Annotated in this window: 14 protein-coding genes; 9 read left to right on the top strand and 5 right to left on the bottom strand. The window is 74.3% G+C overall.

Annotated features, from left to right (window positions below; genetic code table 11):
• Window positions 1–379 precede the first annotated feature (379 nt).
• Genes ACH35V_RS31755 through ACH35V_RS31740 form a run of 4 tightly spaced genes read left to right on the top strand, consistent with a single transcriptional unit; the run spans window position 380 to window position 6713 of the window.
• A complete protein-coding gene (locus tag ACH35V_RS31755) occupies window positions 380–2413 on the top strand; it encodes a fibronectin type III domain-containing protein (RefSeq protein ID WP_395978041.1) in 2034 nt (677 codons plus the stop codon).
• Window position 2414: 1 nt separating this feature from the next.
• Window positions 2415–3398 carry an AAA family ATPase gene (locus ACH35V_RS31750; protein WP_395978039.1) on the top strand — a complete coding sequence of 328 codons (984 nt, stop codon included), beginning with the start codon at window positions 2415–2417 and terminating at the stop codon, window positions 3396–3398.
• Between the two features lies 1 nt (window position 3399).
• Window positions 3400–4530 (top strand): DUF58 domain-containing protein, encoded by a 1131-nt coding sequence (locus ACH35V_RS31745; RefSeq protein ID WP_395978037.1) that lies wholly within the window; start codon window positions 3400–3402, stop codon window positions 4528–4530.
• Window positions 4527–6713, top strand: a complete 2187-nt coding sequence (locus tag ACH35V_RS31740; protein ID WP_395978035.1) for a DUF3488 and transglutaminase-like domain-containing protein — start codon at window positions 4527–4529, stop codon at window positions 6711–6713. Before ACH35V_RS31745 ends, ACH35V_RS31740 begins: the two co-directional genes overlap by 4 nt.
• On the opposite strand, the gene ACH35V_RS31735 is transcribed toward ACH35V_RS31740, so the two are convergent.
• On the bottom strand, window positions 6694–7332 hold the full coding sequence (locus ACH35V_RS31735) for a hypothetical protein (protein ID WP_395978033.1): 639 nt from the start codon (window positions 7330–7332) through the stop codon (window positions 6694–6696). The two genes, ACH35V_RS31740 and ACH35V_RS31735, sit on opposite strands and share 20 nt — an antisense overlap.
• Before the next feature lie 18 nt (window positions 7333–7350).
• Here ACH35V_RS31735 and ACH35V_RS31730 point away from each other — a divergent pair, with 18 nt between their 5' ends.
• From ACH35V_RS31730 to ACH35V_RS31720, 3 genes are read left to right on the top strand one after another with little or no spacing between them, the layout of a single operon-like run.
• Window positions 7351–7545, top strand: a complete 195-nt coding sequence (locus tag ACH35V_RS31730; RefSeq protein ID WP_395978031.1) for a hypothetical protein — start codon at window positions 7351–7353, stop codon at window positions 7543–7545.
• A 2-nt stretch (window positions 7546–7547) separates the two neighbouring features.
• Window positions 7548–8480 carry a threonine/serine dehydratase gene (locus ACH35V_RS31725; protein WP_395978288.1) on the top strand — a complete coding sequence of 311 codons (933 nt, stop codon included), beginning with the start codon at window positions 7548–7550 and terminating at the stop codon, window positions 8478–8480.
• A 40-nt stretch (window positions 8481–8520) separates the two neighbouring features.
• The gene (locus ACH35V_RS31720; RefSeq protein ID WP_395978029.1) at window positions 8521–10641 is read left to right on the top strand and encodes a fibronectin type III domain-containing protein; all 2121 of its coding nucleotides are present in this window, start codon (window positions 8521–8523) and stop codon (window positions 10639–10641) included.
• Here ACH35V_RS31720 and ACH35V_RS31715 read toward each other — a convergent pair.
• Complete coding sequence (locus tag ACH35V_RS31715) at window positions 10638–12362, bottom strand: protein kinase (RefSeq protein WP_395978027.1); 1725 nt, start codon at window positions 12360–12362, stop codon at window positions 10638–10640. The genes ACH35V_RS31720 and ACH35V_RS31715 overlap by 4 nt on opposite strands.
• Window positions 12363–12768: 406 nt before the next feature.
• Here ACH35V_RS31715 and ACH35V_RS31710 point away from each other — a divergent pair, with 406 nt between their 5' ends.
• Window positions 12769–14247 (top strand): hypothetical protein, encoded by a 1479-nt coding sequence (locus ACH35V_RS31710; protein WP_395978025.1) that lies wholly within the window; start codon window positions 12769–12771, stop codon window positions 14245–14247.
• Between the two features lie 117 nt (window positions 14248–14364).
• On the top strand, window positions 14365–15510 hold the full coding sequence (locus ACH35V_RS31705; protein ID WP_395978023.1) for a CaiB/BaiF CoA transferase family protein: 1146 nt from the start codon (window positions 14365–14367) through the stop codon (window positions 15508–15510).
• A 78-nt stretch (window positions 15511–15588) separates the two neighbouring features.
• Here ACH35V_RS31705 and ACH35V_RS31700 read toward each other — a convergent pair whose 3' ends face one another.
• The 3 genes from ACH35V_RS31700 to ACH35V_RS31690 all read right to left on the bottom strand — a co-directional run bounded on the left by ACH35V_RS31700 (window position 15589) and on the right by ACH35V_RS31690 (window position 18408).
• Window positions 15589–16845 (bottom strand): aspartate aminotransferase family protein, encoded by a 1257-nt coding sequence (locus ACH35V_RS31700; protein ID WP_395978021.1) that lies wholly within the window; start codon window positions 16843–16845, stop codon window positions 15589–15591.
• Between the two features lie 79 nt (window positions 16846–16924).
• Window positions 16925–17584 (bottom strand): GntR family transcriptional regulator, encoded by a 660-nt coding sequence (locus ACH35V_RS31695; protein WP_395978019.1) that lies wholly within the window; start codon window positions 17582–17584, stop codon window positions 16925–16927.
• Window positions 17585–17601: 17 nt separating this feature from the next.
• Window positions 17602–18408, bottom strand: a complete 807-nt coding sequence (locus ACH35V_RS31690) for a maleate cis-trans isomerase (RefSeq protein ID WP_395978017.1) — start codon at window positions 18406–18408, stop codon at window positions 17602–17604.
• Between the last annotated feature and the right edge of the window lie 10 nt (window positions 18409–18418).

Raw genomic sequence — 18418 nt, 5'->3', positions numbered from 1 at the left:
AAGTCGTCGTCGCGATGCCCAACCATAGGACGTCGGGGATAACGTTCGCGTTCGGATCACCGCGGTCCGGATACGGCGGAGTCCGCCGTCCCGGACGAATGTGATCAATCTCATGCGGATCCGCCCGTAACCCGCGGTGTTACAGCCGACCACCAGGCGAGATCTTCGTGAATCCCGCTCCGGCATGACCCGCATTACCGTTATGGTGCCCTTCGCGCCGAGGTTCGTGGTTCACACGCACGGCGCGACGAGAGGGTGACGGGGATTGAACGGGGACCGATCCTCCGCACCGGCCACGCGTCGGCGCGGACTTATCCAACTTTTCCAGCGAGACCGCCTGACCGGCCAGATCACGGCCGGGCTCGTCGGGGTGCTGTGCGTGAGCGCGCTCGTGTACGGGGTGGGCACGGCCAGCGCGCGGTACGAGCTCGCGGACGTCGGCGCCTGGCTGAGCGCGAGCGCCAAGGGCATGGTCGTGCACGCCAACGGCCTCGCGGGCAAGGTCGACGGCAAGGCGACCGTGGTGCCGCAGATGCGCGGCCACGACATCAAGGTCGTCCAGGACGGCACGACCGTGCTGCTGGTGGACGAGGACACCGGCGTCGTCAGCCGGATCGACCCGTCCCAGCTCAAGATCACCGGCAGCCGCCCGGTCGGCGGGCCCGGCCTCCAGGTCGTCGCGGGCGCCGGGACCGCGTACACGATCGACGCGGTCAAGGGCGCCGTCCAGCGGATCGACCCGCTGCACCTCACCCCGGTCGGCGCCGCCACCACCCTCACCGCGCCGCTCGGGCAGGCGGGCATCGACGCCGACGGGGCGCTGTGGGTGCCCGTCCCGCAGACCGGCGAGGTCGTCCCGTTCCAGAACGGCGGCAAGGGCACGCCCGTCGCCGCCGGGAAGCCCGGCGACCGCCTCGCGCTGACCATCGCCGCCGGACGGCCCGTGATCGTCGACAGCACCTCGGCGACGGCGCTGATCGTCCGGCCCGAGGGCACGCAGCGGATCACCCTGCCCGCGCCAGTGGCGAAGGCGCGCCACGGCGTCAAGGTCCCCGCCGTCGCCGACGGGCAGGTCGTCCCCATGCTCGGCGCGGGCGGCGCGCTGTACCTCCTGGACACCGGCGTCGGACGCGTCGAATCGGTCGCGCTGCGCATGCCGAACCACGCCTTCGAGCCCCCGCACGTGCTCGGCCCGCGCGTCTACCTGCCCGACCGCACGTCCGGGCGGCTGCTGGTCTTCAACACCGACCGCAACGCCTGGGAGCGGCCGCTCGCGGCGACCCGTCCCGGCGGCGCGATCGAGATGCTCGTCCGCGACCACATGCTCTGGGTGAACGACCCGAACGGCGCGTTCGCGTTCGCGTTCGACTCCAACGGCGGCGTCAAGCGCATCAAGAAGTACGAGGACAAGATCCCGGGCGGCGCGCGGCGGCCGCTGCCCGTCCAGGAGAACCCCGGCAACGGCCGGGGCAACCGCAACGGCTCCGGCGGCGGCCGCGGCGGCTCCAACGCCCAGCCTCCCCAGAACCGGCCGCCGGTGAAGAAGGACCCGAGCGCGCCTGACCCGCCGACGCCCGCCGCGTCCGGCGACAACGGCTCCGTCAACGTCCGCTTCACCCCGGCCGCGCAGCCGCAGGGCGTCTACCCGGTGACGAGGTTCGTCCTCCTCGACCGGTCGGGCCGTCCCGTTGCCGGCGCCGGCCCGGCCCAGTTCCCGGCGAACAGCCCCGGCGGGACGTTCAAGGTCAGCGGCCTGACCTGCGACACCACGACCCACATCTACAAGGTGGCCGCCGAGTACAAGGGCAAGGACGGCAGGCCCGCCTACAGCGAGTCCGGCGAAGTCGGCGCCACCGCCTGCACCGCCCCGGGCCCGCCACGGTCGCTGACGGCCACGCCCGTCAACCACGGCACCGACCTGACCTGGGGAAAGTCGTCCGGCTACGACGTCACCTACGACATCGCCTGGGGAGCCGGGACGGCCACCGGCAAGAGCACCTCGCACCAGGTCAGGGGCCTGACCAACGGACGGACCTACACGATCAGCGTGACCGCCCGCAACGGCGCCGGCTCGTCCACGGCGGTGAGCGGGACCGCGAACCTCGACCCCGCCCCGCACGCGCGGTCCTACAACGGACACCACAACAACAGCACCACGACCCGGCTGCGCTCCGGCCCGGGCACGCAGTACGCGCAGGACGGCACGTTCCCGCAGGGCTTCACCGGTTCGGTGAAGGTGATCTGCCAGCAGCAGGGCGAGGGGGTCACCGACACGGACGACTCCAGCCGGAAGAGCGCCATCTGGGACAAGATCGAGTACGACGGCAGGGTGCGCTGGGTCAGCGACCTGTACGTGGCCACCCCCGGCTCGAACTCGGGGACCTTCTCTTCGACGCTCTGGGGGTGCGTCTGAAATGACTGAGATCGCGGGGATGGACGCGGATGCGCTGGCCGGGCGGTTCGCGCAGATGTTCGCGGGGCTGGCGGGCAACATCGAGCGGGTGGTGCGCGGCAAGCGGGAGAAGGTGGAGCTGGCGCTGATCTGCCTGCTCTCCGAGGGGCACCTGCTGGTCGAGGACGTCCCGGGCGTCGGCAAGACGACGCTCGCGCGGGCGATGTCGGCGTCGGTGGAGGCGAAGTGGGCGCGGATCCAGTTCACGCCCGACCTGCTCCCCAGCGACATCACCGGCGTGTCGATCTTCAACCAGGGGACGAACGCGTTCGAGTTCCACGCCGGGCCGATCTTCGCGAACCTCGCCGTCGCGGACGAGATCAACCGCGGCTCGCCGAAGACGCAGTCGGCGCTGCTGGAGGTCATGGAGGAGCGCCGGGTGACGGTGGAGGGGACGCCGCATCCGGTGCCGCGCCCGTTCATGGTGATCGCGACGCAGAACCCGGTCGACATGGACGGCACGTACCCGCTGCCGGAGGCGCAGCTCGACCGGTTCCTGATGCGGATCTCGATGGGCTATCCCGACCACCAGGCGGAGGTGGCGCTGCTCGCGGGAGCGCCGACCGGCGCGACGCTCGACCAGATGCCGCCGGTGATGGCCCGCGAGGACCTCGCCCGGATGATCGACTTCGCGCAGCGGCTGCATGTCGCGCCGCCGCTCTACGACTACCTGGTGCGGGTCGTCGCGACGACGCGCGAGCATCCCGACCTGCGGCTCGGCGCGAGCCCGCGGGCCAGCATCGCGCTGCTGCGCGCGGCGCGGGTGCGGGCGGCGGCCGCCGGCCGGTCCTACATCGTCCCGGAGGACGTGAAGGCGCTCGCCGTCCCGGTGATCGCGCACCGGCTGATCGTGACGCCGGAGGCGGAGCTGCGCGGCCGCACCGGCGCCGACATCGTCGGCGAGGCGCTGCAGAACGTGCCGACGCCGCAGGCGGCTGGGGTGTGACGTGCTGACGCCGCTCGGATGGGGGACGGCGGCCGTGTCGGCGCTGCTGTACGCGGCGGGCTGGTGGCTCGGTTACCCGGAGCCCGCGATGCTCGCGGTGGCGGGGCTCGTCGCGGTGGCGGCCGCGGCGCTGTGGACGCTGCCGCAGCCGAAGCTGGACGTCCGCCGGGAGATCGCGCCGACGAAGGTGGAGCGCGGCGAACCGGCCGTGGGCGTCCTGCACGTGACGAACAAGGGGCGCGGCGCGCGAGGGCTCAGCGCGCATGACGCGGCCGGGGCGACGTCGGTCGCGGTGGACGTCCCGCGCCTGCGGTCCGGCGGGACGCGGTCGGTGACGTACCGGCTGCCGACGGAGCGGCGCGGGGAGATCCCCGTGGGGCCGCTGCGGCTGGTGCGGGCCGATCCGCTGCGGCTGGCCCGCCGGGTCCGCGAGTACGGCGCGCCGCAGGTGCTGCTCGTCCGGCCGAGGACGGTTCGGCTGCCGCTGCTGCCGTCCGGCCGCGCGTACCACCTGGAGGGCCCGACGAGCGACAGGTCCCCGGCCGGGACGGCGACGTTCCACGCGCTGCGCGAGTACGTGATCGGCGACGAGATGCGCCACATCCACTGGAAGTCGTCGGCGCGGACGGGCACGCTCATGGTCCGCCAGCTCGTGGACGCGAGCCTGCCCACGACGACGATCGTGCTGGAGGCGCGGCCGGAGTCGTGGCCGGAGCCCGACGACTTCGAGCTGGCCGTGGACGCGGCGGCCTCGGTCGCGGCGGGCGCGGCGGCGGCGAACTTCCCGGTCCGCATCCTGACCGGCAACGGGCCGATCGCCGACACGCGAGGCGGACCCGACGACATGGAGGTCGTCCTCGACCGGCTCACCGCCGTCGCGACGCGGGACGGGCCGCAGTCGATCGTGGACGCGGTTCGCCGTGTGCGCGCGGGCGGCTCGCTCGTCGTCGTCACGTCCGGGGCGGCGGAGCTGGGGCGGATCGCGGCCGTCCGGAGCCGGTTCGACCGGATCGTGGTGCTGCGGGTCAGGCCGCCGGAGCCCGCGTCCGCGCCGCCCGGCGTCCATCTGATCGACTTCGGTGACCTGGACGGGCTGGCGGAGGCGTGGCGGAGGCTGGGGAGCGTCCGGTGACGCGGTACGTCTCGCTCGTCGTGACGGCGTGCCTGGTCACCGTCGCGGGCCTGTCGTTCCAGCGGGTCTTCGGGTTCGGTCCGGTGCTGCCGGTCGTGGCCGTCGCGGCGTCCGTCCCGACTGTGCTGTGCGCGCTGCTCTCGGGCCCGCGCAAGGACAAGGGCCCTTGGCCGCTGTGGATCTCGCTGGTGCTGACCGTGGTCGCGTGGGCGGGCACGGTCGCGGTCACCGTCCTGCGCCCGGCGCTCAGCGGCGGGACGCTCCCGCAAGCGCTCCGCGAAGGCGTCCTCAGCTCGTGGAAGTCGATCCTGACCACGCTGCTTCCCGCCCCGGCGAAGCCTGAGCTGCTCGTCCTGGTGAACGTTGTGGTGTGGCTGGCGGCGTTCGCGTCCGCCGAACTCGCGCTGCGGACCTCGCTGCGCGCCGCCCCGTGCCTCCCCGCCCTCGCCGTGTGGGCGGTCGCGCTGTTGCTCGGCGTGGACGGCCCCGGCTCCAACTCGCCGCTCGCCGCCGCGACCGTCGTCCTGATCGCGGTGCTTACCCTCGTACGAGCTGACATGGCCGGTTCGCGGGTCGCTTGGCGGCCGCTCGTCGTCGGGGTTCCCGCGGCCGCCGTGCTCGGCGGGCTGGCGTTCGGCGCCGGGCCGGTCGTCCCGGTGAGCGCCGAACCGTACAACCCGCGCGAGCAGGTGCAGGCCCCGCCGCCGCAGCAGCGCGACAGCGTCAGCCCGCTCGACCGCGTCGGCGGCTGGCTGCTGAGCCCCGACCAGGCCATGTTCACCGTCCAGGCGCAGCGGAACGAGATCGCGCGGCTGGCCGTCCTGGACAGGTTCGACGGCGTGACGTGGTCGTCCACCGCACGGTTCGTCCCGACCGGGCGGCGCGTGCCGGAAGGGCCGCGGCCGCGCAAGACGCACGAGGTCGCGCAGCGGATCACGATCCGCGACCTGCCCGGCGTGTGGGTGCCCGCCGCGGACCGTCCCCGGCAGGTGGACGGGCTCCCGGTCGTCGTCGACCCGGACAGCGGCGCGCTCGCCGCCGCGCAGCCGCTGCGCCCCGGCCAGACGTACCGGGTCGAGTCGGTCGTGCCCGAATGGACGGCCGACGACCTCGCGGACGCCGCCGTCGCCACCGACGCCGAGGCGAGGGCCGCGCGGGAACTGGCGTGGGGGCCCGGCGCGAAGGAGCCGCCCGTCCAGATCGCCGAGTTCCGCAAGTTCGCGGAAGGGGCGACGCAAGGCGCGGTGTCACCGATCCAGAAGGCCGCGATGCTCGCGGAGTACCTCAAGCGGTATGCCAGGTACGACGTGACGGCGCCGCCAGGCCACAGCTACCGGCAGCTCGACTACTTCCTAGGCGAAGGCAGGCGCGGCACGCCGGAGCATTTCGCGACCGCCTACGCGCTGCTCGCCAGGACGCTCGGCCTGCCGTCCCGTGTCGTGGTGGGCTTCGACGGTGGGAATCGTGTGGGCGACACCGTCCAGGTCCGTTCCGGGGACGTGATGGCTTGGCCCGAGGTCAAGTTCGACGGTCTCGGCTGGATCCGCTTCAACCCGCTCCCCGACAACGCGCGCCGCTCCAACAAGAACGACGCGGTCGCTGCGGGGGAGACGGAGCAGAAGCTGGAGCAGGCGCAGAAGAACGCCGCGTCGCAGCAGCGCGGCCCAGGGCCGGGCAACACGACGCAGAAGGCTCCTGTGAAACCGGTGGCCGCCGATAGCGAGCCCACGCCGTGGTGGGTGTTCGCGTCGATCGCGGGGGTCGTCCTGCTCATCGGCTACGTGTTGGCAGTGCTGCTCGCGCCCGCCTTGCGCAAGCGGCGCCGCCGGACGGGAGCGCCCGCCGCCCGCATCACCGGAGCCTGGCACCAGGCCCTCGACCACCTCGCGGACGTCGGCCTGTCCACGGCCCGCACGCTCACGGCGCACGAGGTCGCGCGGTTCGGCGCGTCCAGCGTCGGCGACGACGCCCACGGGCATCTGGGCCCGCTCGCCGACCTCGTCAACCGCAGCCGCTTCGCCGGGTCCCACCCCGGGCCGGACGCCGCCGACCGGGCCTGGCGGCACACCGACGAGCTCGGACGCCTCGTCACCGCCAGGGCCGGACGCCTCCGCCGGTTCCGCCGCCGCCTCCACCCGCGATCCCTGAAAGACCGCCGGGACGTTACGACAAGGGGACGCTGACGGCGATCTCGCCGCTGAGGACGGCGCCCGTCTCCAGCTCCAGGTCGTCGCCACTCCAGAACCGGCCGGGATCGAACCAGTTCGGGCGGCGGCCCTTCGGCAGCAGCCCCATCGACTGGTACGTCACCGCGACGATCTCCGCGCAGAACGCCGTCTCCAGATTCGCCTCGCGCTCGGCCGGACGCCGGATCGGCACCCGCCCCCTTAGCCACCGCGTCGCGAGCCTGGACGTCGACGGGAACGGGGTGCCGTCCAGCCGCGCCACGGCCCGCAGTGCCGCGTCCTCCGTCTCCCGTGCCGGCGGCGGGTCGAGCTGCCGCAGCCACGCCCGCTGCCCGTACCGGTTCCCCCAGGCCAGGACGGCGTCGCGCAGGTCGTGCAGCTGCGCGCCGCGGTGGTGCCCGCCCGTCCACATGTCCCGCAGGGACCGGCCCAGCTCGGCGTGCCACATCAGCGGCGGCAGGTCGTCGATGACCAGCGACATCCCGACATGGTTCACGGGGCTGTTCGTCGTCATCTGGATGGCGCGGTCGGCGACCGTCCGGCCGCGGAACAGCCACACGTCCCCGGTGCGGGTCAGGTCGGCGGCCTCGTCGAGGGAGATGCTCGTACCAGGCATGATCGATACCGTAGCCGGATGCGATGGGTGAAAACGCTGGGGTTGTGGAAGGCGCTGGGGCTGGCCGGGGTTCTGGGCGTCGCGGCGACCGGGGCGGTGATCGTCCGGGCGGAGCGGCGACGCCGCGGCTACACGCCGGAGGAGGTCCGGCTGCGGCTGCACGAGCGGCTCGGCGAGACGCCGCCGGGGGAGCGTCCGGGGGAGCGAGCTTGAGCGTGCGCGCCGTCCGGCCGCCCGGACCGGACGATCTCGACCGCGCCTGGCGTGTCGTCTCCGCCGAGCTCGCGCCGACGCCGCTGGTGCCGTCCTCCGGCCTGGGGTCCGGAGCGGCGCTGAAGCTGGAGACGTTCCAGCCGACCGGCGCGTTCAAGGTCCGGGGCGCGCTCGCGGCCCTGGCGGCGCTGCCGGACGGCGTCCCGGCCGTCACGGCGAGCGCGGGCAACCACGGCCTCGGCATGGGCTACGCGGCGGCCAGGTCCGGCGCGGACGTCACCGTGGTCGTGTCGACGCGGGCGTCGCAGGCGAAGGTCGACAAGATCGGCGCGTATCCGGTGCGGCTCGTCCAGCACGGGACGACGTACGACGAGGCCGAGGCGCACGCGCTCTCCCTGCCCGGCCACTACGTCTCGCCCTACAACGATCCGGCGGTCATCGCGGGGCAGGGCACGGTCGGGCGGGAGCTCGACCGGCAGGCGGACGGGCCGCTCACGGTCGTCGTGCCGGTCGGCGGCGGCGGCTTCCTCGCCGGGCTCAGCCTGTGGGCGCGCGAGCGCGGGGACGTGCGGCTCGTCGGCGTGGAGTCGGCCGTGTCGCGCGGCGTGTCCGCCTCGGTGGCGGCCGGACGGGTCGTCGAGGTGGAGGTCGGCGAGTCGTTCGCCGACGCCCTGCCCGGCAACCTCGAACCCGGCTGCGTGACGCCGCAGGTCATCGGCCGGGACGCCGAGCTGACGTCCGTCACCGATGACCAGATCCGGACGGCGACGCGCTGGCTCTTCCGCGAGCACGGCCTGGTCGCCGAGGGCGGGGGCGCGGCCGGGGTCGCCGCCGTCCTCGCCGGAAAAGCCCAGGTCACCGGGCGTCTCGTGGTCATCCTGTCGGGGCGGAACATCACCGTGGAGACCTACGCCGCCACGCTCCGCGACACCTGACACATGCCCCTTATCTGCGGAAACGCGGATATTCGCGTTCATGATCCGCTACCTTGTCCCGTCGACGGGGAGGGTGATCGGAAACGTGCGGGTGGCGGGCGTGGGGGTGCTGTTCCGGCGGGACCGGCTGACGGGGCAGGTCGCGGTAGGGCTGGTCGGCGTGCTCGGCATCGCCGCCGCCGTGTACGGGGTCGGCGTCGCGAGCGCCAAATACCGCATCGCGGACGTCGGCGCCTGGCTGAGCGCGCGGAGCAAGGGCCTCGTCGTCCACGTCAACGGCCCGGCGGGCAAGGTGGACGGCAAGACCGGCGTGATCCCGCAGATGCGCGGCCACAACATCAAGATCGTCCAGGACGGCGCCACCGTGCTGCTCATCGACCTGGACACGGGCGTGGTCAGCCGGCTCGACCCGTCCCAGCTGAACATCTCCCAGAGCCGCCCGCTCGGCAGGGGCATCCAGGTCCTCGCGGGCTCGGGCAGGGCGTACACGGTCGACTCCGTCAAGGGTGCCGTGCAGCAGATCGACCCGGTCGGGCTGGCCCCGGTCGGCGCGTCCGCCGCGCTGCCGCCGATCCTCGGGCAGGCCGGGATCGACGCGCAGGGCACGCTGTGGGTGCCGGTGTCGCAGAAGGGCGAGGTGTCGGCGTTCAAGGACGGAACGCTCCAGCCGCCCGTGAAGGTCGGCGCGCCCGGCGACAGCCTCGCGCTGACCATCGCCGCCGGCGACCCCGTCGTCACCGACTCCACCGCCGCGACCGCGACCGTCGTGAAGTCGTCCGGGGCGCGGCTCACGGTGAGCCTGCCGACGACCGTCCGGCAGGCCGGGCGCGGCGGCGTGCTCGCCCCCGCGCACACCGAGGGCAAGACCGTCCCGCTGCTGGTGCCCGGGACCGGGTCGCTGGTGACCGTCGACACCGACACCGGGCGGTACTCCAGCACGCGGCTCGCGATGCCGAAGCACCGGTACCGGGCCCCGCAGATGCTCGGCGCGAAGGTCTACATCCCGGACGAGACGGCCGGGGCGCTGATCGTGTACGACTCGGCCGCCAACCGGTTCCAGCCTCCGATCCCGGTGACGGGACGTCCGTCCACGCTGGACGTGTTCGTCCGCGACGGGCTGCTGTGGGCGAACGACCCGTCCGGGCCCCACGCCGTCGTCATCGACCGGCAGGGCGCGCACAAGGGCATCGACAAGTACAAGGACCGGGTCGCGGGCGGGCCGAAGCGCCGCACGATCCCGCTGCCCGGCGACGGGGACGCCCCGCCGCCCCGCCGGAATCCGCCCACGTCACCGCCGCCGCCGCGCCCAGGGGAGCCGCCGAGCGCGCCGTCCAACGTGTCGGTCACGCCCGGCTCGGGGACGATGCGCGTCGACTTCCAGCCCTCGCAGGGCGAGGGGATCATCGGGTACCTGCTGAAGGACGTCCCGTCCGGGCTGTCGGCCGCCCCGGAGGCGATCACGTCGGGCGCGGGCCCGTTCACGTTCACGGTGGCGGGCGGCGAATGCGGCCGCGAGTACCGGTTCCGCGTCGCCGTCCGCTACAAGGACGCCCGAGGCCGGACGCGCGAAGCGGTCTCCGCGCCCAGCGATCCCGTCCGGCCGTGCGTGACGCCGGGCGCGCCGACCGGCCTCGCGGCGCAGGCCACCGCGTCCGGGGCGAGGCTCTCGTGGACGGCCCCGCCCGGCGCGGCCGGCACCACGTACAGGCTCACCTGGGACGGCCCCGTCAAGGGCAGCCGGACGGTCTCGGCGACGTCCGCGACCCTCGGCGAGATCTGGACGAACGGCTCCTACACCTTCAACGTCGCCGCCGTGAACGGAGCCGGAACGGGACCGGGCGCGACCCGGACGGCGAAGCTGACCGGCCCCACGACCCGGTACCCGGTCGAGCGCAACGAGAACTCCAACGGCTATGTCAGGAATGTCGCGGACGCCAACGGCGGCACGACGGTCGCCACCATGAATGACAACAACGGCGAGACGGTCACCGTGAACTGCCAGGAGAGGGGCGTGTACTACGAGCGGAACGCCGACCTCGCCGGGGACATGTACGCGAAGATCACTTACAAGGGCAAGACCGGGTACGTCATCGGCTACCTGGTCAACACGCCGGGCGACTGGAAGAGCTTCGCCGGGCTGCCCGTGTGGAAGTGCCGCTAGGCCCGCTTCTTCGCCTTGTTGACGCACGCGGGGGCGGACCAGGCCACGTCCGGCGCCTTGCCGTCGTTGAGGCGCAGCACCGCGCCGACCTTGAAGCAGTAGGCGGTCTTCGGCCGCAGGCCAGGCACGGTCGCCGACCGGGACCCGGCCTTGACCGCCACGATCGGGCTGGTGCCTGCGGGCTGCTGCTGGACGAGCAGCGGCAGCTCCCGCGCCGCCGGGGGCAGCGTCCAGAGCAGCGCGGCCGTCCGCCCGACGGGCCTGGCGATCAGCTTGCGGGGGCGGGCCGCCGCGAGCTGCGCGCGCGTGATCGGCGCCGCCGGGACGCCCGTGGCCTGACCCTGCGGGCCCGGCGCGGACGGCTCCGGCGAGCTCGCGGCCGAGTCCCGCTCCTCCGGGCCGCCGCCGGTCAGGGCGAGCGCCCCGACGCCGAGGGCGAGCCCGCCGACGAGCGCGACGCCCGCCGCCACCATGAGGCCGCGGCGGGGCCCGTCGCCCGGCTGGTCGTGGGTGAGCTGCTGCGGGTTCGCGTGCGGCGTGGTGTGCGGGGTCGTGCGGCCGCCGGTCGCCCACGGGTCGCCGCCCTGCTGCGGGGGAGCGTTCTGCGGGAGGAGCGCGTCCGGCGTGTGCGGCGGGGTCGCGTCGGGATGCCACGGCGAGGGCGGCGCGGGCGCGGACGGTTCCGGGCGCCGCGGCGCGGTGGGCGGGGTGGACGGCCCCAGCGCGGTCGGCGCCCACTCGGGGACGAGCGGCGGCCCGGACGCGTCCGGGAACGACAGCCGCGGCCCCGACCGGGAACCCGACGACGAGAACCCCGACGACGGCGACCCGGTACCGCCGCCGGCGTCCGGACGCGGCGCGGGCAGCACCGATCCGCTGCTGTGCGCGACGTCGGTGACCGGCAGCCCCAGCTCGCCCTGCACCCGCTGGAGCGCCTGCGCGAACTCGACGGCGGTCGCGAACCGCTGCTCGGGCGTCTTCGCCATCGCGCGGGCGATGACGTCCGCGACCTGCGGCGGGACGTCCGGACGCGGGATCGGCGGCGGCGCGTCGTTCAGGATCCGCAGCATCAGCAGCGCGATGCCCTCGCCGGGCGGGCCCTTGAACGCGGGCCGGTCGGCGAGGAGCTGGTACAGGGTCGAGCCGAGCGAGTAGATGTCGGCGCCGACGCCCGGCGGCCGCCCCTCCAGCACCTCCGGCGCGGCGTGGTGCGGCGTGAACGCCTGCGTGTGGGTGGCGTCGAAGCTGTCGACCAGTCGTGCGATGCCGAAGTCGGCGAGCGCCGGCTCCCCGTACCGCGACAGCAGCACGTTCTGCGGCTTGACGTCGCGGTGCAGGACGTCGGTCTCGTGGGTGGCGGCGAGCGCGCCCGCCATCTTCACCCCGACGCGCAGCACGTCCGCGACCGGCAGGGGCCCCTCCCGCGCGAGCCGGTCGGTGAGCGCGCCGTGCTCGAAGTACTCCATCGCGATGTAGGGGCGGCCGGAGCGGGTGGTGCCGGTGTCCAGCACGGTCACGATGTTGGGATGGCCGGACAGCCGGCCGGTGATCTTGCTCTCCCGCTGGAAGCGCCGCATCGCCGCGTCGTCGACGGACCCGATCGACAGGACCTTCAGCGCGACCATCCGGTCGAGGTGCTCCTGGTGCGCGCGGTACACGACGCTGAAGCCGCCCTCGCCGACCTGCTCCAGCACCCGGTAGCCCGGAACGTCCTCGCTCATGGGTGGGGGGTCATGGGTGGGGGGTCATGGGTCGGGACGTCCTTCTCCGTTGTGCTCGTCCGGGGCGCGGCGGGGGCGCGATCTTTCGATGTGCCGGGGCCCGGGGAGGTTCCCCGGAGGCTGACAGCGTAGTACGGGGACGAAACGGGCGCGGTGCCTCTCGCGTGAACGGTCCGCCGCCCGCCGCGGCCCCCGCCGCGCCTTCCGGGAAAATCGAACGCCATTTCAATGGGCCGATTAATCATTTTCCCAATTCCGGTTCAGGCGCGTTGCCGCCCGGCTTAACCTCTAGCTCCGCTACGAAGGAACGGCCCAGAAGGAGCGGCCTGCCGTGACTGAAGATGTGCTGGCGAATCCGCGCACGGAAACGCCGACGACTAAATCGGCATATGGCGACCTTGTCCGGATGGCGTATTTCGTTCTTCCGGGGAAGGGGAAGCGCGTCTACCGGCTGGCGATCGCGTGCCGGATCGTGGACGGCACCGCGCGCGGCGCCCGGGACCGCTCGCCAGCCGGGCTGGCCCGCCGCCGCACCCGCGTGCTGCGCCGGGCGCTGCGCCCGTCCCGGCGGCTCCGGATCGGCCTCGGGCCCTGGCTCCGCGCGCTGCCCGCGCAGCTGCCCGACCCCGCGCTCACCGCGATGCTGGCCAGGCTCGACCCGCACGTCCGGGTCGCCTACGTGCTGCGCCACATGGAGGGGCTGCCCCGGTACGCCGTCCGGGACCAGCTGATCGAGCTGCGCGTCCGCGACCCGTGGCCAGTGATCCGGGCCGCGGACGCCGTCCCGCCGCCGTCCGCACGGCGCTCCGGGCGCTTCGAGTCCGCGCTCCGTCCCGTCCGGACCCGCTCGGCGGCGCCGCTCGTCACCGCCGCCCTCCTCACGGCCGCGCTGGTCGCCGCGCTGGTGATGACCGACGACGGCGACGCGCCGGCGCCCCGCGCGCCGCGCCTGATCTCCGCCGCGCCGGACGCCTGGACGCGCGGCCGAACCCTCGACGCCTGGCCGCCCCGCGGCGACCTCGTCCGCGACCGCGCGTTCACCGGGCGCGCCGCCGCCGCGTGGGAGGCCGCGCCCGGTGAGCGCGCGGCCCGCCGCCCCGGCGGCGCGGCGCAGCTGCTCTACGCGGGCCGCGTCGACGGCGCGCCCCTCGCCGTGCTGCGGCTCGGAGGCCAGATCGCCCGGTACACGCACGGCGGGCTCGACGTCGCGACCGCCGGGGCCGACCCGTCCGCCCCGATCGCGCTCGGCGGCGGCCGCTACCTCCTCGCCCCCTGGGACCCGGGCCCCGAGACGCTCGCGGGGGAGCGGCTCGCGACGTTCTCAGGCGTGACCGCCCCCGCCCGTGCGAGCACCGGCTGCGGCCGGGGCCCGCTCTTCCACGTCGGCGAGCGGACGGTCGGCGACCTCGGCGGCCCGCGCGCCACCGTCCTCGGCTACCACTCGCCCGACTACCGCCCGGCCCGGACGGAGCGTCCCGCCAGGCTCGGCGCGGAAGGCCAGAAGTTCTGGAACCGCCTGGCCTGCCAGACGGAGCCGTCCCAGCCGGTCTCCGAGGCGATGGCGTGGAACTTCTGGTCGGGGACCGTGCCGCACGGCGGGAAGCACGCCGACTGGGTGTGCACCCGCTGGACCCCCATCGGCGGCGCCGCCACCGCCCGCGCCACGCTGCTCGGCGAGAAGGACAAGGCCACGGGATCGTGCGACGCCCGCCGTCCGGTCAGCGGGACCTGGTGGCGGTCGCCGTCCGGCCGCTGGTACTACCTGGCCGCCGCCGGGCGCGGGCTCGTCCCGCACGCCGAAGGCGTCGACCGGTCGACGACCAAGAACCGCCTCCTCGTCGCGCCCGGCGCCCGGCCAGCCCCGGTCACCCTCACCGCCCGCTGATCCCGGCCCGCTGATCCCGGCCCGCTGATCCCGGCCTGCTGAACCGCGACCCGGGTCAGGACGCACTTACCCGGATCGGGCACACTGGGAGGCCGAACGAGATTCAGGGAGTCGCTGATGGGCAACGGGCCCCTCTCCGGAGTGCGGGTGATCGAGCTGGCCGGGATCGGTCCCGGGCCGTTCGCCGCGATGCTGCTGGCCGACCTCGGCGCCGACGTCATCCGGGTGGACCGCGCGTCCGCCGTCCGGGACGGCGAGACCGCCGGCGGCGCCGACTTCACCAACCGCGGCAAGCGCTCCATCGCGATCGACCTCAAGAGCGAACGCGGCCAAGAGGTCGTGCTCCGCCTGGTCGAGAAGTCCGACGTCCTGCTCGAAGGGTTCCGTCCCGGCGTCACCGAACGGCTCGGCATCGGCCCGGACGACTGCCTCGCCCGCAACCCGCGGCTCGTCTACGGGCGCATGACCGGCTGGGGCCAGGAGGGCCCGCTCGCGCCGACCGCCGGGCACGACGTCGCCTACATCGCCATCACCGGCGCCCTGCACGCCATCGGCCGCGCGGACGGCCCGCCGCAGGTCCCGATCAACCTGCTCGGCGACTTCGCGGGCGGCAGCATGTACCTCGTCGTGGGCGTCCTGTCGGCGCTCCTGGAGTCGAAGACCAGCGGGCGCGGGCAGGTCGTCGACGCGGCCATCGTGGACGGCGCCGCGCACCTGTCCACGTTCATCCACGGCTTCCTCGCCGGCGGCCTCTGGGAGGACCGCCGCGGCGTCAACATGCTCGACACCGGCGCCCCCTGGTACGACGTGTACGAGACGTCCGACGGGCGGCACATGGCCGTCGGCGCCATCGAGCCCCAGTTCTACGCCGAGTTCCTCCGCCTCGCCGGCCTCGACGGCGAGGACCTCCCCGCCCAGCACGACCGCGCGGGCTGGCCCGTCCTCCGCGACCGCTTCGCCGCCGTGTTCCGGACGAGGACCCGCGACGAGTGGACGGAGATCTTCGTCCCGAGCGACGCCTGCGTGGCGCCCGTCCTGTCGATGACCGAGGCGGCCGAGCACCCGTGGAACACGTCCCGCGACGTGTTCCCCGCCCTGGGGGGCCGGCGCCAGCCCGCACCGGCCCCGCGCTTCTCCCGCACCCGGCCCGGGACCGACGGCGTTCCCGTCCTGCCCGGCGGGCAGACGCGCGCCGTCCTGGACGACCTCGGCTTCGACGACGCCGAGACCCTCCTCAAGGAAGGCGCCGTCGCCCAGGCCTGACCCCACCCTCGGGCGGCCCGCCTTGGGCCTCACCCGCGGCTGAGGCGTCCGTCCAGCCGCGGGCGAGGAGCGGGCGGGTCAGCCGACGGCGTCCGCCACCGCGGCCGACCAGAGGGCGAGCCCGTCGTCGATCTGCGCCTCGGTGACGACCAGCGCCGGGATCATCCGGACGACGTTGCCGTACGCGCCGCAGGTCAGCAGCAGCAGCCCGCGGTCGGCGGCGGCCTTGTGCGCCCGCTGCGCCGTCCCGGCGTCGGGCTCGCCGTCCGGGGTGGTGAACTCGCTGGCCTGCATCAGCCCGAGCCCGCGGACGTCCCCGATCGCCGGATGGTCGGCGGCGACCTTGCGCAGGCCGTCGGCCAGCCGGGCGCCCTGCCGGGCCGCGTTGCCGGGGAGGTCCTCGTCCTGGACGACCCGCAGCGTCGCGAGCGCGGCGGCGCAGGCGACCGCGTTGCCGCCGTAGGTGCCGCCCTGCGAGCCGGGCCGCGCCTTCTCCATCAGCGCGGTCGGCGCGGCGATGGCCGACAGCGGGAACCCGCTGGCCAGGCCCTTGGCCGTGACCAGGATGTCGGGACGCGCCGCGGCGGCGTGCTGGTGGCCCCAGAACCGGCCCGTCCGGCCGAACCCGGTCTGCACCTCGTCCATGATCAGCAGGATGCCGTGCCGGTCGGCGCGCTCGCGCAGGCCCTCCAGGAACGCGGGCGGCGCCGGGATGTAGCCGCCCTCGCCGAGCACGGGTTCCACGACGAAGGCGGCCGTATCGGAGGCGGGGCTGGCGGTGACGAGCAGGTAGTCGAGTTCGCGGAGCGCGAACCTGGTCGCCTCGTCCTCGGACCACCCGTACCGGTAGGCCTGCGGGAACGGCGCGATCGCGGCGCCCGGCATCAGCGGGCCGATCCCGGCGCGGAACTTGGTGCCCGCCGTGGTGAGCGCGGCGGCGCCCATCGTCCGGCCGTGGAACGAGCCGTGGAAGACGACGATGTTCTGCCGCCCGGTGGCGTGCCTGGCCAGCCGGATGGACGCCTCGACGGCCTCGCTGCCGCTGTTGAGGTAGAAGAGCGAGTCGAGGCCCTCGGGCAGCACCTCGCCGAGCGCCTCGGTGAGCCGCAGCAGCGGCTCGTGCATGACGGTCGTGTACTGGCCGTGGATCAGCTTCCCGACCTGCTCCTGCGCGGCCTCGACCACGCGCGGGTGGCAGTGGCCGGTGTTGGTGACGCCGATGCCCGCGGTGAAGTCCAGATGGCGGCGGCCTTCGGTGTCGTAGAGGTAGACGCCCTCGCCGCGCTCGGCCAGGACGGGGGTGGCCTGCTTGAGCAGGGGTGACAGCGTTGCCATGCGTCCTCCGGTCCGTCCGGTAGATTGTCGACAATCTGCAATGTAGGCGGCCTTCGGCCACGATGTAAAGCGCGGGCGCCTAGGACACGCGGAGCCGGTCGATGGAGTCGGTCATGTGCTCCTCGATGAGGGTCAGCAGCCGCTCCTCCTCGCCGTCGCCGATCGCGTCGACCAGCCGCCGGTGCTCCTCCACCAGCTCGGACGGCTCCGGATAGGTGTCCTGCAGCGCGTTCAGGCACATCCGGGTCTCCACCAGCAGGGTGTGCGCCATCCGCTCCAGCCGGGGGCTGCCCGACGAGCTGACGAGCACCTCGTGGAACGCCTGGTCGGCGTCGCTCATCGCGATCCGGTCGCGTTCGCTCGCCGCGTCGACCAGCGCGTCCAGCGCGTCGGTGAGCCGGGCCACCGCCTCCCCCCGGTTCCGCTCCATGATCAGCTGGCAGGCCTCGCGCTCGATCGCGAGCCGGGCGAGGTAGACGTCCTCCACGTCGCCCTCGTCCAGCGTGATCACGAACAGCCCGCGGTGCGGCTCGCTGACCAGCAGGCCCTCCTGGACGAGCCGCTGCATCGCCTCGCGCAGCGGGCCGCGGCTGATGCCGAGCCGCCCGGCCAGCTCGGCCTCGCCGAGCTGCGCGCCGGGCTCCAGCGACCCGTACATGATCGCCGCGCGCAGCTCGTCCGAGACGATCTCGACGGTCGATTTGCGGGGGACAGGTTCCAGCTCACCCAAACGGCCCATGCCGCGGGCCCCTTTCGTCATAGCTGCCAGGTGTCTCGTCCCCGCTCGGAGGCCGGGCCCGCGGCGCCGGCGGGGACGCTGGAGAGGGCCGCGGGCGCGGCGAACAGCCGGCCCAGCCCGGTGCGCGGCGGGATCCCCCCGGGGCCGGACGCGAGCCGCAGCCCCTCCCACACGCTCACCTGGTTGGCGGTCAGCACCGGCTTGCCGATCCGCGCCTCGAGCTCGTCGAGCCAGGACACGGTGTGCAGCGCGGTGTCGGGCACCAGCACCGCCTCGGCGTCCGGATGGTCGTTGGCCGCCACGAACGCGAGCACCTCGTCGCGGCCGAGGGTGCCGACCTCGGCGGCGGTGATGATGCCCCGGCAGGACAGCGCCACCACCTCGACGCCGGCGTGGCCGAGGAACGCGACGAACCGCTCGGCCACGTCGGACGGGTACGTCGCGGCGACCGCGACCCTGGTCAGGCCGAGCGCGCGCGCCGCGTTCACGAACGCGAACGACGTGCTGGACGCCGGCACCCCCGCCGCCTCGGCGACGCCCCGGACCTGCTGCTCGGCGCCGTCCCAGCCGAACACGAAGCTCCCGCTGGTGCAGGCCCACACCGCCGCCTGGACGCCCAGCTCGCGCAGCGCGCGGGCGCCGTCGCCGAGGACGTCGGCGCCGCCGATGTCCAGCAGCGCGTCGACGCGGTGGGCGTCCTCGCGCATCAGCGTGTGCACGACCGGCAGGCGCACGCCGCCCAGGGCGCGCTCGATGGCGGGGTAGTCGTCCTCGGCGCTGTAGCCGGGGTACAGGAATCCGGCGCTCAACCCGTTCTGGTGCATGGAGTCAGCA

It is taken from the genome of Actinomadura sp. 1N219 (assembly GCF_044326405.1).
Taxonomy (GTDB): domain Bacteria; phylum Actinomycetota; class Actinomycetes; order Streptosporangiales; family Streptosporangiaceae; genus Spirillospora.
The sequence above is the reverse complement of the archived record's forward strand: the minus strand, read 5'-3'. Positions and strand labels throughout refer to the sequence as shown.

What these genes read in the sequence shown, in the direction of transcription:
- ACH35V_RS31750 (WP_395978039.1), top strand. Translation starts at nt 2,415, where the DNA reads ATGACTGAGATCGCGGGGATGGACGCGGATGCGCTGGCCGGGCGGTTC.
- ACH35V_RS31690 (WP_395978017.1), bottom strand. Translation starts at nt 18,408, where the DNA reads ATGCACCAGAACGGGTTGAGCGCCGGATTCCTGTACCCCGGCTACAGC.
- ACH35V_RS31705 (WP_395978023.1), top strand. Translation starts at nt 14,365, where the DNA reads ATGGGCAACGGGCCCCTCTCCGGAGTGCGGGTGATCGAGCTGGCCGGG.
- ACH35V_RS31700 (WP_395978021.1), bottom strand. Translation starts at nt 16,845, where the DNA reads ATGGCAACGCTGTCACCCCTGCTCAAGCAGGCCACCCCCGTCCTGGCC.
- ACH35V_RS31735 (WP_395978033.1), bottom strand. Translation starts at nt 7,332, where the DNA reads ATGCCTGGTACGAGCATCTCCCTCGACGAGGCCGCCGACCTGACCCGC.
- ACH35V_RS31695 (WP_395978019.1), bottom strand. Translation starts at nt 17,584, where the DNA reads ATGGGCCGTTTGGGTGAGCTGGAACCTGTCCCCCGCAAATCGACCGTC.
- ACH35V_RS31715 (WP_395978027.1), bottom strand. Translation starts at nt 12,362, where the DNA reads ATGAGCGAGGACGTTCCGGGCTACCGGGTGCTGGAGCAGGTCGGCGAG.
- ACH35V_RS31710 (WP_395978025.1), top strand. Translation starts at nt 12,769, where the DNA reads ATGGCGTATTTCGTTCTTCCGGGGAAGGGGAAGCGCGTCTACCGGCTG.
- ACH35V_RS31720 (WP_395978029.1), top strand. Translation starts at nt 8,521, where the DNA reads ATGATCCGCTACCTTGTCCCGTCGACGGGGAGGGTGATCGGAAACGTG.
- ACH35V_RS31730 (WP_395978031.1), top strand. Translation starts at nt 7,351, where the DNA reads ATGCGATGGGTGAAAACGCTGGGGTTGTGGAAGGCGCTGGGGCTGGCC.